This window comes from Bacillus sp. XF8 (assembly GCF_017498755.1).
GTDB classification, from domain to species: domain Bacteria; phylum Bacillota; class Bacilli; order Bacillales; family Bacillaceae_G; genus Bacillus_A; species Bacillus_A bingmayongensis.
Genome location: NZ_JAGDQK010000015.1, coordinates 61906 through 79807 on the forward strand (window position 1 = coordinate 61906; position 17902 = coordinate 79807).

General features: G+C 35.2%; 14 protein-coding genes. 2 read left to right on the forward strand and 12 right to left on the reverse strand.

Features of this window, described 5'->3' with window-relative positions; all coding sequences use genetic code 11:
* Positions 1-21 precede the first annotated feature (21 nt).
* From J4P91_RS09655 to J4P91_RS09670, 4 genes are all read right to left on the reverse strand, one after another.
* Positions 22-540 carry an RNase A-like domain-containing lipoprotein gene (locus J4P91_RS09655; RefSeq protein WP_207993888.1) on the reverse strand — a complete coding sequence of 173 codons (519 nt, stop codon included), beginning with the start codon at positions 538-540 and terminating at the stop codon, positions 22-24.
* Between the two features lie 147 nt (positions 541-687).
* On the reverse strand, positions 688-891 hold the full coding sequence (copZ, locus tag J4P91_RS09660) for a copper chaperone CopZ (RefSeq protein ID WP_017149912.1): 204 nt from the start codon (positions 889-891) through the stop codon (positions 688-690).
* A gap of 83 nt (positions 892-974) precedes the next feature.
* A complete protein-coding gene (locus tag J4P91_RS09665; RefSeq protein WP_207993889.1) occupies positions 975-3365 on the reverse strand; it encodes a heavy metal translocating P-type ATPase in 2391 nt (796 codons plus the stop codon).
* Positions 3366-3381: 16 nt separating this feature from the next.
* A complete protein-coding gene (locus J4P91_RS09670; RefSeq protein WP_207993892.1) occupies positions 3382-3684 on the reverse strand; it encodes a metal-sensing transcriptional repressor in 303 nt (100 codons plus the stop codon).
* Positions 3685-3838: 154 nt separating this feature from the next.
* Here J4P91_RS09670 and J4P91_RS09675 point away from each other — a divergent pair, with 154 nt between their 5' ends.
* Positions 3839-4387 (forward strand): TVP38/TMEM64 family protein, encoded by a 549-nt coding sequence (locus tag J4P91_RS09675; RefSeq protein WP_207993893.1) that lies wholly within the window; start codon positions 3839-3841, stop codon positions 4385-4387.
* A 50-nt stretch (positions 4388-4437) separates the two neighbouring features.
* On the opposite strand, the gene J4P91_RS09680 is transcribed toward J4P91_RS09675, so the two are convergent.
* From J4P91_RS09680 to J4P91_RS09690, 3 genes are all read right to left on the reverse strand, one after another.
* Positions 4438-6138 carry a M4 family metallopeptidase gene (locus J4P91_RS09680; RefSeq protein WP_207993894.1) on the reverse strand — a complete coding sequence of 567 codons (1701 nt, stop codon included), beginning with the start codon at positions 6136-6138 and terminating at the stop codon, positions 4438-4440.
* A gap of 206 nt (positions 6139-6344) precedes the next feature.
* Positions 6345-6491: a hypothetical protein gene (locus J4P91_RS09685; protein WP_207993895.1), complete on the reverse strand. Its 147-nt coding sequence runs from the start codon at positions 6489-6491 to the stop codon at positions 6345-6347.
* On the reverse strand, positions 6488-7762 hold the full coding sequence (locus tag J4P91_RS09690; protein WP_207993896.1) for a helix-turn-helix transcriptional regulator: 1275 nt from the start codon (positions 7760-7762) through the stop codon (positions 6488-6490). Before J4P91_RS09690 ends, J4P91_RS09685 begins: the two co-directional genes overlap by 4 nt.
* A 309-nt stretch (positions 7763-8071) precedes the next feature.
* On the opposite strand from J4P91_RS09690, the gene J4P91_RS09695 reads away from it, so the two are divergent.
* Positions 8072-9535 (forward strand): nicotinate phosphoribosyltransferase, encoded by a 1464-nt coding sequence (locus J4P91_RS09695; RefSeq protein ID WP_207993897.1) that lies wholly within the window; start codon positions 8072-8074, stop codon positions 9533-9535.
* 29 nt (positions 9536-9564) lie between these two features.
* On the opposite strand, the gene J4P91_RS09700 is transcribed toward J4P91_RS09695, so the two are convergent.
* The 5 genes from J4P91_RS09700 to J4P91_RS09720 form a co-directional block, all read right to left on the reverse strand.
* The gene (locus J4P91_RS09700; RefSeq protein ID WP_207993898.1) at positions 9565-11931 is read right to left on the reverse strand and encodes a heavy metal translocating P-type ATPase; all 2367 of its coding nucleotides are present in this window, start codon (positions 11929-11931) and stop codon (positions 9565-9567) included.
* A gap of 27 nt (positions 11932-11958) precedes the next feature.
* A complete protein-coding gene (locus J4P91_RS09705) occupies positions 11959-12336 on the reverse strand; it encodes an ArsR/SmtB family transcription factor (RefSeq protein ID WP_017149903.1) in 378 nt (125 codons plus the stop codon).
* Positions 12337-12692: 356 nt separating this feature from the next.
* Positions 12693-14108: an amino acid permease gene (locus J4P91_RS09710; protein WP_207993899.1), complete on the reverse strand. Its 1416-nt coding sequence runs from the start codon at positions 14106-14108 to the stop codon at positions 12693-12695.
* 103 nt (positions 14109-14211) lie between these two features.
* On the reverse strand, positions 14212-15345 hold the full coding sequence (ald, locus tag J4P91_RS09715) for an alanine dehydrogenase (RefSeq protein ID WP_207993900.1): 1134 nt from the start codon (positions 15343-15345) through the stop codon (positions 14212-14214).
* 559 nt (positions 15346-15904) lie between these two features.
* Positions 15905-17776, reverse strand: a complete 1872-nt coding sequence (locus tag J4P91_RS09720) for a glycerophosphoryl diester phosphodiesterase membrane domain-containing protein (protein ID WP_207993902.1) — start codon at positions 17774-17776, stop codon at positions 15905-15907.
* Positions 17777-17902 lie beyond the last annotated feature (126 nt).

Here is a 17902-nt window from a genome sequence, read left to right on the forward strand (position 1 = left end):
ATCCCCCTACTGATTAAAGTTTTACTTATCTGATGGATAAGAAGTAATAATCTTAAATCCTAATGATCCTGATTTATCTCTCGCTAAAACTGTAACTGTATTCATCAGCTTATCTTTTACACTCATATCTTTCTTTAATACTGTTTTCCCAACAGGAAATGAATGCTTCGTATTTAACACGAGACGATTTTCTTTGGAATTCTTTAACCACTTCTCAATTTCCTGCTCATGTTGCTTTAAACTATCTTTAACAGCTTTTGTTGCTGTTTCTTTATCGTAGTATGTACTTGCAGCCGATACTTTATCTGTACGTAATCGTTCCTTTAGCTGATCTTCTGTCTTCCCGACATGACGTTCTATCGTATGACCATTTTTCGGTGGTCCTTCCATTTCATCTAAAATATTATCATTAATTTTCTCTACTGATGCTGAATTATTCTCTTTCGGATCCGCTTTTTTCTGTTCTTTTCCTGCACAGCCACTTAAAATTAGAATCATTGCAAGTAACATGCTAAGGAAAATACTACTTAATTGTTTCATCATATCACCTCTTTCATGATTATTATCGGAACTTCATTAAAAGTCAATTTTGGATAGAAAAAAGCGTGTAGAATACTAAAATTCTACACGCTTCGTCTTATTTCTTTAATATAGAAGCCGTAAATCCTTACGACTAAAAGTTATATCCTATACAATATCGTAACCTTGCTCCTCAATAACATCTTTTAATTGTTCTACATTTACTTTCGCTTCATCATATTCAACTGCTACTGTACCCGCTTGTAATTCAACCTCTACATTCTTTACACCCGCTAATTCTTGTAGTGCATTTGTCACCGCCATTTTACAATGATTACATGTCATTCCTTGTACATTTAATGTTACAGTCATTTCTAATTCCTCCCAAATTATAATTATTTGACGGGAGTACAACTTATCATAAGCTGTACCCCTCATAAAAACCTATCCTCAACTTATATTTTAACACGCTTCAAACGAAGAGCATTTGTTACAACAGACACAGAACTAAATGCCATCGCTGCTCCAGCGACCCACGGCTCTAATAAACCAATTGCTGCGATCGGTATACCAATCGCATTATAGAATAATGCCCAAAATAAATTTTGACGAATGTTTTTCATTGTTTTTTGACTTAAATCAATTGCTTGTGGAATATGACCTAAATCCCCACCAACTAGGGTAACATCTGCTGCTTCAATTGCTACATCTGCACCTGTTCCAATCGCCATCCCTATATCCGCTTTCGCTAATGCTGGAGCATCATTAATACCATCACCAACCATTGCTACTCGCTTGCCTTTTTGCTTTAATTGTTCTACAATATTTGCTTTTTGCTCCGGCAATACTTCTGCATATACATGGCTGATGCCAACCTGTTTTGCAATTGCTTCAGCAGTTCGTTTATTGTCTCCTGTTACCATATAAACATCAATTCCAGCAGATTGCATCGTATGGATGGCTTCTTTTGAACTTTCTTTTATCGTATCTGCAACAGAAATCATTCCTGCAAATTGATTTGAAATTGCTACAAGCATAACAGTCTTTCCATCAGCTTCTTGCTTAGTCATCACTTCTTCATACTCAGCTATATTAACACCATGTTCACTCATTAATTTTCGTGTTCCAATAATAACTGATTTACCTTCTATCATGGCCCCAATCCCATGTCCAGGTACTGCACGAAATTCTTCTACAGGTAATAATGTAATTTCTTTTTGTTTTCCATATTCTACAATAGCGGATGCTAGTGGGTGTTCCGAAACATTTTCTGCAGAAGCAGCAAGTGTTAACATCTCATCTTGCAAGCTCATTACATCTGTCACTTCTGGTTTTCCTTTTGTAACAGTGCCTGTTTTATCTAATAAAACAGCGTTAATTTTATGCGTTGCTTCTAAATACTCTCCGCCTTTAAAAAGAATTCCTTTCTCTGCCCCTTTTCCAGTTCCAACCATAATAGAAGTTGGCGTTGCAAGACCAAGTGCACAAGGACAAGCGATTACTAATACCGCTATAGCAACTTCAAGAGATTGCGGTAAATTTTGCGGAGTAATTGCAAAATACCAAACGAAAAACGCGATTGCAGCAACTGCTACAACAATCGGAACAAATATTCCAGAAATTATATCTGCCATACGCTGAATTGGCGCTTTTGATCCTTGAGCTTCTTCTACAATTTTAATAATACTAGCCAGCGCTGTATCTTTTCCAATTTTTTCAGCACGCATTGTTAATGTACCATTTTTATTAATCGTTGCTCCAATTAAAGCATCTCCAGATTGCTTTTCAACTGGGATAGATTCACCTGTAATCATCGCCTCATCAACTGACGAAGTACCCGATAAAACAATACCATCTACAGGTATCTTTCCACCTGGTTTTACAACAATAGTATCACCAATAGCAACACTTTCGATTGGAATTAACATTTCACGTCCATCGCGAATGACTAATGCCTCTTTTGCTTGTAGACTCAGTAATTTTGAAATCGCTTCCGTTGTTCTTCCTTTCGCAACCGCTTCAAAATATTTCCCAACAAGAATTAGTGTGATGAGCACTGCACTCGTTTCAAAATAAAGCTGCGGTGAATATGATGGATTTTGTAGTGTTTTCAAACCTTCATATAAGCTATAAAAATACGCTGCTGATGTACCAAGTACAACAAGCACATCCATATTTGCGCTCTTGTTTCGTAATGAACGATATGCCCCAACATAAAACTGAGAACCTATATAGAATTGCACCGGTGTTGCAAATAGTAATTGTACCCATGGATTCATTAAAAAGTGCGGCATCGGTATTCCTGTCTCAAAGGGCATATGCGCCACCATTGTATAAAGAAGTGGCAATGATAACAACATAGAAAGGAACAGCTGTCTTCGTTTTCCTTTTAATTGTTCTTCTTTTTTATTAGGGCCAGATTCTTCTTGCAGTTTACCTTTATAGCCTAATTTCGTTATTTTTTCTAAAATGACTTCTATTGTAATAAGCCCATCTTTATATACGATTGTCGCAGTATTCATCGCCAGATTAACAGTAATACTTTCTATTCCTTCTATTTTACCTATTACTTTTTCAATCCGATTTGAACATGCAGCGCATGTCATTCCTTCAATATCTAAATTTATTTTTTTTGTTCGAACTTCATATCCTAATTTCTCAATACGATTTGTGATCGTCTCTATAGTTTGTTCATCTTCATCATATTGAACAGTCGCTTGTTCCATCGCTAAATTCACATTTGCTTCCACACCATCTAGTTTATTTAACACCTTTTCTATCCGCGCAGAACAAGCTGAACATGTCATTCCATCAATACCAACTGTTATTTGTTTTGTTTTACTCATACAGTTCATCTCCCTTCTATTTTGAGAACTGCTTGATGACTTGCATCAATTCTTGAATAGATGTATCTCCATTCCCTTCTTGAATCGCTTTCGCTACACAATGATTTGTATGACGCTCCAACAATGAAAAACCAACTTTATTTAATGCTGCTTGCACCGCAGAAATTTGAATAAGCACATCAACACAATAGCGATTCTCTTCAATCATCTTTTGTATACCACGGACCTGTCCTTCGATTCTTTTCAAACGTTTTACAACTTTCTCAATTTCTTCATCCGTTCGCGGAACCATTTTTTCTTGATTTGAGCAATGATCCATAAATATACCCCCTTCTATGTATACATTATACCTGTAAGGGGTATAAAATTACAAGTTTTTACTGCCAAAAATTTATATTTTTTATATAAATCCACTCTTGCCTATATTCCCTAAATATGGTGTAATGCTAAAAAAAGCTAAAGGACATAACTGCATGCAAGAAATGATTCGCGATTTACTTACAGAGCATTACACAACTGCAATTCCGCTGAGCATTCTATTTAATATCATCATTAGCTTAGCTGGTTTTATTCCAAGCATATTTTTAACCGCGATCAATATACAGCTTTTCGGCTTAACAGACGGAACGATCATATCGATTACAGGTGAAGCATTAGGTGCAATTGTTTCATTTTATTTCTATCGACTAGGTTTCCAAAAATTTGCTCACAATAAAATAAACAACTATCCAAAAGTAGAACGTCTTCTTTATGTACAAGGTAAAGAGGCATTTTTACTCGTTCTATCATTTCGACTTGTTCCATTTATTCCATCAAGCATCATTACCTTATTTGCGGCTTTAGGCAAAATGTCGTTATTCTCTTTCAGTATTGCAAGTACAATAGGAAAAATACCGGCAATGCTTATCGAAGTGTATTCTGCATATCATGTTATGAATGGAACAAGTGAAGCAAAGTGGATTATAACAATTGCTGGTTGTATTGGGGTATTGTATATATGGAAGAAGTGGAAGAAGAAATAAAAAAGGAGCAAATTGCTCCTTTTTTATTTCTTCTAAAGGGGATTGAAATCCTATTTCACACCAACTGCATCATAAGATTGCTTCACTGCTGTAACTTCAGCAGAGTTTGCGCCATATAAATCTGCCGCAGCTTGTACTAAGCCAGCACGAGCTTGACTAAATGTAGTAGATTCAGTGAAGTATTGTGTATTTGCACGATAATAGATTGCACCTACTTTATCCTTACCAATACCATTCACTGTTACGCCATAATGCGTGCCACCATTTGCTAATAAGTATGCTGCTTTGTTAATAATACCGCTGTTCGTATGAACACCACCATTATCACCTGAACCTGTGTAACGCTTAGAATAATGATCTGGGTCACCATATTTCGTTGGATCACTCATAGAGCGAAGAGCATCTCCCGATTGACCAGGTGTATAAATATCCTCTCCAACTTCCCAATCCGGATTACGATTATCATAGTACTCTACTAAAGTACCAAAAACATCAGAAATCGCTTCATTTAATGCACCTGACTCATTTTGATAAATAAGATTTGAACTATATTCTGTAACCGCATGTGTTAATTCATGCCCAATTACATCAATTCCACCTGATAATGAAGTAAATGTATAACCATCTCCATCTCCATATACCATTTGCGAGCCATTCCAAAATGCGTTGTTATAATTACTTCCATAGTGGACTGTAGATTTTAACGGCGCTCCTGCATCATTAATAGAATTCCGGTTAAACGTGTTTTTATAATAATCATATGTTTTACCTGCATAATAATGAGCATCTACTGCTGCTGCATCATAAGATGCGTTGAAAACATTATCTGTATCTACCCATAAAGTTCCTGGTAATGTAGAACGATTTTTCGCATCATATGTGAAAATTGTTGCTCCTCGCGTATTGTCTTGTAAGTAATAAGATGATCCAGATAACGTTGTATTAATAGATTTCGTATCTCCTAGTACACCCTTACCTGTTCCAACTTTATTTGTTCCTGTAACAGGTTTTACAACTGCTTTCGCATCTTGTTTTGCAACATCTTGCTTAACTGGTGATTTTTCCTCACCTGTTACATGATCAATTGTATTGTATTTATTTAACACTTTACCGCTATCTGCCTCAATGAAATAATAATAGTTACCTGGCTTCGGATCTAAGAAATTTAATTTCACAACATATGCATATGTTGTATCCTCACCATTTTGGTATACATATAAATCCGCTGATGGCTCTACCTCATATTTTGGCGTTACTCCTAAATCTTGCTGCGCAATTTCAATTGCTTTTTTACCTTCAATCTTATTTTTATTTTTTAATTTTTCCTTTTTATCTAAATCAGGTACAACTGTTCCAGATAAAACTTTCAATGAACCATCTTTACTAACATGGGCTAGTTGAGTAGACCCCCATACTGGTGTACCTTCGTACATTTGTTGCATACGTACCACTGTTGCATCAGTTACAGAATCTTTTTTCACTTGTTTCACTTTGAAAGAATCCTCTGCACTCTTTTCCCCTAACTTATACTCTCCTTTTGCTGCATTTAAATAATCAAATACAACAGATTCTGCTTTCTTTCCAGTTGCTCCAGTCAAATCTCCAGAGATAAACTCAGGTGACTGCACTGCCTCGTTATACTTTTTCGTAGAGAGTACATTCTTTGAATCTGCAAATGCAGAGCTTGTCCCTCCAAATGTTGTAACTGCCATTCCTGCCGCTAACACAAATGCTAAACTCTTCTTTTTCATATAACCTTCCCCCTAATAAAAAATTTTTTTGAAAAAGAGTAGTTTTATATTAGCATTAGGTTTCCACTATTGATATACTAAAAATTCAAAAAATTCATTTCTCAAGTTTTGTAGAATTTTGGAGAACAATTATTGAGAAAGGCCCTTTCCATTTTGGAAAGGGCCTTTCTTAATATTATTATATGTTTAAAATACACTCTTACATATTAACCGTAAATATCAGGATTAGAATAGTTGATTACCTCGTCTTGTATCGATCCTAACCCATAAATATCAGGATTAGAATAATTGACTCCCCATGCGACAACTGTTACTATACCAGCTGCTAATACACCATATACGAATTTCCTCAATTTAACTCCTCCTTCTTTTCTAAAACTTTTATGGCTTCCTTATAATATTTATTACTTTCTTCGTATTCATTTTGCTCTTCAAAATACATAGCTAATTCTAAATATGCATTTTTTAATTCTTTTACATTTCCTGCATTTTTAAAGAAAGGAATTGCTTCCGTTTCTAAAAACCTTTTAAATTCTACCGGCTTTTCAAAGTATTTATATTTAAACGCGCAAAATAAAAGTATCATTTTATGATATTTTTCATCACTTTGTGAACAAGATATGCCCTTTTCAATCCATTCTTTCGCTTCTTCATATTGTTTAAGATAAATACACTGTTTAGCAATCCCATACATTGTTTCAATATAATTCATATCTATTACATTCTGTAACTCAAAACTTTGTAGAAAATATAGTTTCGCTTTATTGTACTCTTTTTTATATTGATATAATTCTCCCATATTATTTAAAGTCATTGCTTTAATCATGTCTTTTTCTGCAAAGGAATCAACTTCTCGCAATATGCTTCCATAAATTTTTAAGGCTTCTTCATATTGTCCCTTTTCCGCATAACTTAACGCAATAATCGTTTGGCAATTTATCACATATCTAAATTTATATTCATTGCGAAATCCCTCCATAGCAATATTAGCAAAGTGCATAGCTAAATGTGGAATATCCAAATGACTATAGGCCAGCCCCAGATTATAATATATTCCCGTTTCATAATATCCTTGTTCTTTTGCCATAGATTCTGTTTCTAACAAGTACTCCAGTGCCTGTTTATATTTATACTGCAAAGAATATAACAAACCTTTACTATACGCATATAACATTTTTTGAAACGGAGAATACTTCTTATACATCTTTTTTAATTTCTCTAGTTCTTCTTCAAGCGCAGGAAGATCTCTTTTCATAATTAAATAACGCGTATAAAGAAGCTTATAGTAGTTTATGATTTCAAAGTCTAAAACATGCTTCATTTCAGCTTGCAGCTCATTATATATACGTTCTACCTGTTGCTTATCCAAATGAACCAATGCATTTAACCACTCATCTAATTTCTCTTTCACTTCCGCTTCCACATCTCGTAAATCCGACACAGCAATCTCTAACCTCGCGCAGAGCAGCTGCAAAATTTCCTCTGATGCTTCTATCTTTCCATTTTCGATCTTACTTAAATATGAGACGGAACAAATGCCCTGACATAATTCTTCTTGTGTCATTTTTTGCTGTAGTCGTTTATAAAAAACTTGTTTTCCAATTTTCTCTAATGTTTGTTGCATTGTCCTCCTCCATTCTCATTTACCCTCACTACTCTAATAATACATAAAAATCAGAAAAATATAAATTAATAAATGCAATTTTTCTAAAGAATTTCACAAAAAATGGTTTTATTTCCATTTTAATAATTAATTTTTATGTTAGAAAAGGCTTCTGAACTAGTTTTTCTCAATCAATAGCTATCAACTATCGGTATTGATCTTTCTAATATAGTAAACCAAAGAAAATCCTCTTCTTACTAAGATAATCTTCTTTGGCATAAACTAGTAAAAATTGTTATACTATAACAAAATTACGGAGGTGTTTTCGCAATGAATCATTATAAAGACGATAGTTACGCCTTACATACAGATTTATATCAAATTAACATGGCTTATACGTATTGGAAAGACGGGATTCATAATCGCCGCTCTGTTTTTGATTTATATTTCCGAAAGCTTCCATTTGAAAATGGTTATGCCATTTTTGCTGGTCTTGAAAAAATTATTGAATACATAGAGAATTTTCGTTTTACCGAAAGTGATATCACTTATTTAAAAGAACTACAATTTGAAGAAGAGTTTCTGCATTATTTACAAAATATGAAGTTTACTGGAACAATTCGCAGTATGCAAGAAGGAGAAGTCGTTTTTAATAACGAACCACTATTACGCGTTGACGCACCGCTTGGTGAAGCTCAAATTATTGAAACCGCCTTATTAAACATTGTGAATTACCAAACATTAATCGCTACAAAAGCAGCTCGCATGAAACATGCAGCGAACAATGATGAACTATTAGAATTTGGTACACGCCGCGCTCATGAATTTGATGCTGCCCTTTGGGGTACACGCGCAGCCTTTATCGGTGGATTTTCTTCTACTAGCAACGTCCGTGCTGGAAAACGCTTTGGTATTCCTGTCGCTGGCACACATGCTCATTCCTTTGTCCAAGCGTACCGTGATGAGTATGTTGCATTTAAAAAGTACGCTGAAACGCATCAAAAATGCGTTTTTCTCGTTGATACATATGATACGTTAAAATCCGGTGTACCAAATGCGATTCGCGTTGCTAAAGAATTCGGCGACCGTATTGATTTTTATGGTATTCGTCTTGATAGCGGCGATATGGCTTATTTATCAAAAGAAGCACGAAAACTACTTGATGCAGCTGGATTTACAAATACAAAAATTATCGCTTCTAGCGATTTGGATGAATATACAATTATGCACTTAAAATCCCAAGGAGCAAAAATTGATGTATGGGGCGTTGGCACAAAACTCATCACTTCCTTTGAACAACCTGCATTAGGGGCTGTTTATAAGTTAGTTGCGATTGAAGATGAAAATGGGACGCTAAACGATACAATCAAAATTTCTTCTAATCCTGAAAAGATTACAACACCAGGATTAAAACGTGTATATCGCATTATTAATCGCGTCAACGGACACTCCGAAGGGGATTATATTGCGCTAGAAGCTGAAGTACCACAGCAGGAAGAACGTTTAAAAATGTTTCATCCTGTCCATACGTACATCAGTAAATTTGTGACAAATTTCGAAGCAAAAGAACTACACCATAATATTTTTGTAAAAGGTAAACGCACATATAAACTGCCTGAAATACAAAATATCCAGCAGTATGCACATGATAGTTTAAATGTATTTTGGGAAGAATATAAACGGACTCTTAATCCTGAAGAATACCCAGTTGATTTAAGCCAAGAGTGCTGGGATCATAAAATGAATTATATTCAAACTGTACGAGAGCAAATTGCAAATCGTATTCAAAAATAAAAAGAGAAGCCTTCGCTTCTCTTTTTATCTTATAAGTCTTTCACTCTAAGCACACGCATCGCATTCAATACAGCAAGTAGTGTAACACCAACATCTGAGAAAACCGCTTCCCACATTGTTGCAATCCCAAATGCACCAAGTAATAGGACAAGTCCTTTTACACCAAGTGCAAAGATAATATTTTGCCATACAATATTGCGTGTACGTTTGGCAATTTTAACAGCTGTTGCGATTTTAGAAGGTTCGTCTGTCATGATTACAATATCCGCCGCTTCGATCGCTGCATCAGACCCTAAGCCACCCATTGCAATCCCAACATCAGCTCTTGCTAATACTGGTGTATCATTAATTCCATCACCAACGAATGCAATTTTTTCTTTCGCTTGTTTTGCCCCATCAATTTTTTCAATTTCTTCTACTTTTTGCTGTGGCAATAATTCAGCATGAACTTCATCTAAACCAAGTTCTTTACCAACCGCTTCTCCAACTAATTTTGCATCACCTGTTAACATGACTGTTTTCTTAATACCAAGTTCTTTTAATTTTTGAATCGCTTGTTTTGAATCCTCTTTCACTTCATCAGAAATAACGATATAACCTGCATATGCACCATCTACAGCAACGTGAACAAGAGTGCCTACTGTTTGAGGCTGTTCGAATGCAATATTTTCTTTTCTCATTAATTTTGCATTACCTGCAAAAATTTCTTTACCTTGCACTTTTACAACTGTACCGTGACCAGAAATTTCACTGTAGTCCTCAATTATATTTTCATCAATTGATTTTCCATATGAACTTCGAATAGATTGTGCGATTGGATGATTTGAATAAACTTCTGCAAACGCAGCATATTCAAGAAGTTCTTCTTTTGTAGTTGTGCCGTTTGGCTCCATCTTCGTTACCTTGAATACACCTTTTGTTAATGTTCCTGTTTTATCAAATACGATATGTTTCACATCATTCAGCGCTTCTAAATAGTTACTTCCTTTGATTAAAATACCGCTTTTAGATGCTCCACCAATACCACCAAAGAATCCAAGTGGAATAGATACCACTAATGCACATGGACAAGAAATAACAAGGAACACTAATGCACGATAAATCCAATCTGAGAATGTAGCACCTTCTAAAATAAGAGGAGGAATAAACGCTAATACTGCTGCTGTAATAACGACGACTGGAGTGTAGTAGCGCGCAAATTTTGTAATAAAGTTTTCTGTTGGCGCTTTTCGGCTACTTGCATTTTGTACTAAATCTAAGATTTTCGATACAGTTGATTCACCAAATTCTTTTGTTACCTCAATTGTTAACACACCATTTTGGTTCACAAAACCACTTAATACATCATTCCCAACTTCTACTTCACGAGGTACAGATTCACCTGTTAATGCTGAAGTATCTACCATTGATGTTCCTTCCACTACTTTCCCATCTAACGGTACTTTCTCACCTGGTTTAACAATGATATAGTCTCCAATTTTCACATCTTCCGGTGAAATTTGTTTTGTTTCGTTGCCAACTTTAACGTTTGCATAATCAGGACGAATATCCATTAATGAAGTAATTGATTTTCGAGAACGATTTACAGCAATGCTTTGGAATAATTCACCTACTTGGTAAAAGAGCATAACCGCAACAGCTTCTGGATACTCTTGAATCGCAAATGCTCCAAGTGTGGCAATCGCCATTAAAAAGTTTTCATCAAATACTTGGCCGCGTGTTATATTTCTCACAGCTCGCCAAACAATATCTCCACCAATTAGTAAATATGCGATAACGAAAAGTGGAATTGTCATCATTTGCGGTAATCCTGCAAGTACAGCAATTCCTGTTAAAACTCCACCAATCGCTAAGCGCCACAGCATTTTCTTCACATTTCCTTCGCCATGGTCGTGGCTATGCCCATGATCATGACCTATTTTTTCTTCACGAACAACTTTTACATCTGGCTCTAACTTATGAACAATATTTTTCATATCTTGTACTGTCGTTTCAAGCTCTTTTTTATTTGCAACTTCTATTTTTAATTTCTTCGATACAAAATCAACAGTCGCATTTGAAATTGTGGGCATCTCTTTTACCTTTGTTTCAATCTTCATTGCACAATTTGCACAATCTAGCCCTTCTAATACAAATACTTCTTTTGCAACTTTTGTTTTTTGTTCATCCTTTACTTGAATGTGCGGTTCTAATTTCGTAACAAGTTGTTTCGCTTCAGTAACAACGTTATTCTCTCGATTTTTCTCTGTTTCTAAAGTCATTGTCTTTGTTGCGAAGTTCACAGAACAAGAGGAGACACCCTCTAATCCCCCAACGCCTTTTTCAATTTTCATCGCACAGTTCGCACAATCTAATCCTTCTAACACAAGTTTCCGTTTCACTAGTGCTTCTGCCATCGTTCTCCCTCCTTGCGCTTTTCTTTTCTATTCTTCCTCATTTACATGTTCAAATGCTTGCTCAAAGATATGAATTACGTGATGGTCAGCTAATGAATAATAAACAACCTTTCCCTCTTTACGGTTTTTCACAAGTTTTGCTTGTTTTAATACACGAAGCTGATGTGAAATAGAGGATTGTGTCATACCGAGTAAATAAGCTAAGTCACATACACACATTTCCGCTTCAAATAGTGCGTGTAAAATACGTGTACGCGTACGATCACCTAATACTTTAAATAACTCTGCTACTTTGCTTAAACTTTCGTCATCTGGAATTGTTTGTTTTACTTGATCAACAACTTCTTCATGGATAATTGTTTGAGAACATGCTTCTTGGCATGCTTCTACTTTATTTTCAGCCATTATAGCTCACCTCTTTATTTGAACATATGAACAATCATTCATATATCTTATACTTTTATTATATGAGCGCCCATTCATATGTGTCAATACAATCCGCACTAAATTTTCCGAACATTTTATTCACATTTAAAAAACATATGACTTATTCTCCACATCCGTTATATTATTCATACAAAAAAGAGATATACGAAGGTTTTCACCCTTTCATATACCCCTTTTTAATTTATTCAGTTTTCACTGCATCAACAACGATTTTTAATTCATCTTTTACAACCATCGTATTCTCCTTCTCTGTACACAAAGAAAAAGCCTTGCGCGCTCCCTAGGCGCACAAGGCTTACAATTCATTATATCCCTTAATTAGCTTCTTCCAAGCTATCTTGCGAACTTCCATCTTCTTTTAGATGACTGTGTTTTTTCGAATAAACAAAGTATACAACTACTCCAATTGCTAACCAAGCACCGAAGTACATCCATGTTGTTAACGGTAAGTTTACCATTAAGAATAGACAACATACGATTGAAATGATCGGTAAAATCGGTACAAGTGGCACCATAAATCCGCGCTGTAATTTCGGATGTGTTTTACGAAGGATGATAACCGATACACCAACCATCGCAAATGTTAGTAACGCTCCAATATTCGCTAAATTTGACAATTCTTTTAAATCGATAAATCCAGCAATTAAAGCACTACCAATTCCTGTTAACCAAGTTGAAAACGTTGGTGCTTCTGTCTTCTTGTTAATTTTCGCAAAAGATTCTGGCAATAAACCGTCACGACTCATTGCAAAGAATACACGTGTTGTTGCGTAAATATAAGCAAAAATTACAGCCATAATACCAATTACGGCTCCGACAGCAATTACACCAGCCACTTTATCTTGTCCAACAACTTCTAATACATAAGCCATTGCTTCAGGTACATCTAATTCCTTATAGGAAACCATACCCGTCATCACAAGACAAACTGCAACATAAATGATTGTACAAATGATTAATGAGGCAATAATACCAATTGGTAAATCACGCTGTGGATTTTTCACTTCTTCTGCTGAAGTTGCTAATGCATCGAAACCTAAGAAAGCAAAGAATACAGCTGCTCCTCCAGCAAAGACTCCACTTAAGCCATATGGTGCAAATGGAATCCAGTTTTCTGGCTTCACATAGAATACACCGACCGCAAGGAATAGGACAACAATACCAATTTTGATTAATACCATTGCATTATTCACACGTTTACTCTCTTTCGTACCACGCGATAATAGCAATGTTAACACTAGTGTAATAATCACTGCTGGCAAGTTCACAATACCACCTTGTGATGGAATCGTTAACAGTGCCTTTGGAATTTCTAACCCAAATCCACTCACCAAGTTATGGAAATAACCTGTCCATCCACCAGCTACTGCTGCCGTTGTTACAACGTATACCGATAGTAACGTCCATCCCATTAAATGGGCTACAAACTCACCAATTGTTGCATAAGAATATGTGTATACACTACCTGAGACGGGAAGTGTCGAAGCAACTTCTGCGTAACATAATGCCGCAAATCCACAAACAATTGCTGCAATCATAAATGAGAAAATAACTGCTGGACCAGCATCTCTTGCTGCTACTAACCCAGTTAATACAAGAACTCCTGTACCGATTATCGCACCAATCCCTAGCATTGTTAGGTCGAATGCCCCTAAAGTTTTGGATAAAGTCTTACTTTTACTTTCCCCCAACAATTGCGTAACGGATTTCTTCTTAAATAGGTTGGCCACGATGTATGCCCCCTTTGACTAATAAGAGCTAAGAGGTCTTCTCTCTTAGCTCTTATCATGTTGTATAAAATATTGTTCGATTGTTTTTTGTATTATGCTTCAATTAGCAAGATACTGTTTCTGCTTCTAATAATTCTTTTGCACCTTTGTATTCTACACCATGAGCTTCTGCAACTGCTTCAAATGTTACATAGCCATCTAATGTGTTAATACCTTTTAATAATGCAGAATTGCCTAGGCAAGCTTGTTTGTAGCCTTTGTTTGCAATTTGAACTGCATATGGTACTGTTACGTTTGTTAATGCAAGAGTTGATGTACGTGGAACCGCACCAGGCATGTTTGCAACTGCATAATGAACAACGCCGTGTTTTTCATAAGTTGGGTTATCATGAGTTGTAATGCGGTCAGTTGTTTCGAAAATACCACCTTGGTCAATCGCGATATCTACTACAACAGAACCTGGTTCCATTGATTTAATCATTTCTTCTGTTACAAGTTTTGGCGCTTTTGCACCTGGAATTAATACTGCACCGATAACAAGATCAGATTCTTTTACAGCTTGTGCAATATTATAAGGATTAGACATTAAAGTTTTCACTTGGTTACCGAAAATGTCATCTAATTGACGAAGACGTTCTGCACTTAAGTCGATGATTGTTACATCCGCACCTAGTCCAACTGCAATTTTAGCAGCATTTGTACCAGCTTGTCCACCGCCGATAATTGTTACTTTACCACGTTTTACCCCTGGAACGCCTGCAAGTAAGATACCTTTTCCACCTTTGTTTTTCTCAAGGAATTGTGCACCAATTTGTGCAGACATACGACCAGCTACTTCACTCATAGGTGCAAGTAATGGTAAAGAACGATTGTCTAATTGTACTGTTTCATAAGCGATTGAAACAACTTTCTTTTCAATTAAAGCTTTTGTTAATTCTGGTTCTGGAGCTAAGTGTAAATATGTGAATAAGATTAAACCTTCACTAAAGTGTTTGTATTCGCTTTCAATTGGTTCCTTAACTTTCATTACCATGTCCATGTTCCAAGCTTCTTCAGCTGTATCAACAATTTTTGCTCCTGCTTCAACATACTCAGCATCTGTAAAGCCAGATCCTAAACCTGCACCCTTTTGAATAAATACTTCGTGGTTGTTACGAACTAAATGTACAACACCAGCTGGTGTCATTGCCACACGGTTTTCGTTGTTTTTAATTTCTGTTGGTACCCCAATACGCATAATGAAATGCCCCCTTATAATTAACAGAAAAAAGGAATTCTTTTTTCTTTTTATAATAATTAATAACTTATGTCCTTATTCTAGCATAACTTCAAAGTTATGAAAACGCTAACATACCAAATTAAAAAAGTTTATATATTTGGAATAGTGTAAATATAAAGAACTTTATTTTATAAGGGGTGGTTGTGTTTTTTTATTATCTATCATTCTATTTTTATTATAACCATGAAAACTACATATTAATCATTTATTATTTGACAATAATATAACAATGTGAAAAATTCACCCAAAACGCATACATATACACTTTCTATTCCCTATAATATTTTAGAACTATATTCTTTTTATATAAATCCATTTTGATTTGTAGGCATATAAATCGCTGCTATAAAGAACAAAAGGGAGCCTGCACTCGTTTTCTCTCTTTGTTTTAACTTGGCATAGGGCAGGAAAAGGATCTGACCTATGCATGGCCAGATGCTCTCACCCACCTAAAGATTAGATTTTATATCAGTTTTTTCAATTTGTACTTATATAGTTAAAAAACAGCCACCGATATTTAACCGGCAGCTGGATAACTTATAAATAACTTTGAAAATAAATCTTCCGTTGTCTCTGTAATCTTATCAAACATATCCGTTTCGCTTTCTTCTTGCTCTTTCATCATCTTAATCGTTTCTTGTGCATCCTCAGGATAGTCTGTAATAATCCCATCGACATTGAGCTTATAATATTTCTTTAAGCTTTCCATATCATTTACAGTCCATACATAAATTGGTTTGTCTAACTTTCGTGCTGCTTTTACTAAGCGTTTATTTAACATATATTCTTCTGCCACATAGAAATCGGCTTGAACATATTTTAAATTTGCCCTGCTTGCATATAATATATATCCTACCTTTATGTCTGGATTCGCACGCTTAAATTCTTTAATGAGCGGATAGTGTAATGTTTGAATTACACATTGCTTTTCAAAGTCATTGTCCTTAATCGTTTTTAATACTTTCTTTACAAACCCCTTTTCATTTCCGTGCAGTTTCACTTCTATATTAAGTTTTATCTTATTTTTCGCAAGCTTAATAATTTCATCAAGGGTACTAATTTTTCCCGTGAATCCATCTTGACTAAGAGTCAGTTTTTGAAGCTCATCCATCGTCAAATCTGATACTTGTACATTCGCATCAGCAAGACGCTTTAATTTTAAATCATGTATTACTGCCAATTCACCATCTTTTGTTTGCAACACATCAATTTCAGCATAATCTGCTTTTGCATCAATCGCACCTTGTACAGCCTCTTTCGTATTCTCTACTCCTTTGGAAACATATCCACGATGCGCCATAATAACTGGCTCTTTATATGAATTCGAAATAAACGTTACAATGAACGCAACCACCATACCAACTGTGAACACACCAACAATGTAAACACCTATAAATTTCAAACGATGCTTTTTAAAGAAACATTTATCTGCTTTTGTTTTGGAATAATCTAAGCCTTCTTCTAATAAAACATCTTCGACTGAAACCTTTTGTAAATAAAGTCTTGTCAATGCCATAATATAAAACGGAGTCACAATAAAACTAAATAAATATAATGTACTCGTCAAAAATACAGATAGAGTAGATTCTGCTAATAGGGCAAATGTCCCTTTTGGATTCGTAAATTCATACACACCCCATAAAAACAATAAGTACACACCCATAAATAAAATAAACACGATTCCTATTGATATAAAAAAGCCGACTAAAAAAAGCAACACTTTAAAGAAATTTTCTTTTACCAAATTTGCACTTTTACGTGCAGCCGTACGAAATGGTTTTTCTTCTAAAACAATAATAGGTAAAGTGAAAATCCACCGAAGATTCAAATATGCAACTACAGCGAAGAAAGTATAGTAACCTACTTGTCCCATTGTCGTTTTAAACAATTCCCCTGTAATAAAATTTGGAATTTGAATTTCTGGGATTAATGCAGATCTATACCCCATGCTTAAAAGCGGTAACAATACAACCGCATACAAAACAAATCCAGGTAAGCAATATGTAAACAGAGAAGGTAAGTACGTTACTGTTTTATACAAAATCGGACGCAATCTCACCTTTTGCCTTTTATGTGCAAAATACGAAATAATAATAAGCACCGCGAACTCCGTAAAAATAAGAAAAAGTGCCAATATCGATAAAATTAAAATAGCTGCGATACCATACGGTGTTTTCAAAAAAGCTAGCAATTCATCATTTGTCGCATTTGCATAGCCACCCCAGTATAATAATTTATTAAAAATCATACCGAATAGCGGTATAAATACAATAGCCGCTATTAACTTATAAACGAGCTGAAACACCAGTACATTCCAAAAAGCAAATTGTACTGTTTGAAAGGAATGTCTCATGACTCCTGCTATAGATAGTCTTTTACGGTGTAGCATAAATTCCTCCAACTTCTAAAACTATATTTGAAATGGATTCTATACTTCCAGTTCACATCCATCTTTTTTATAATAATATATTCTACTTAACATGAACACTCTTATACATCCCAAAAAGAGTGACGG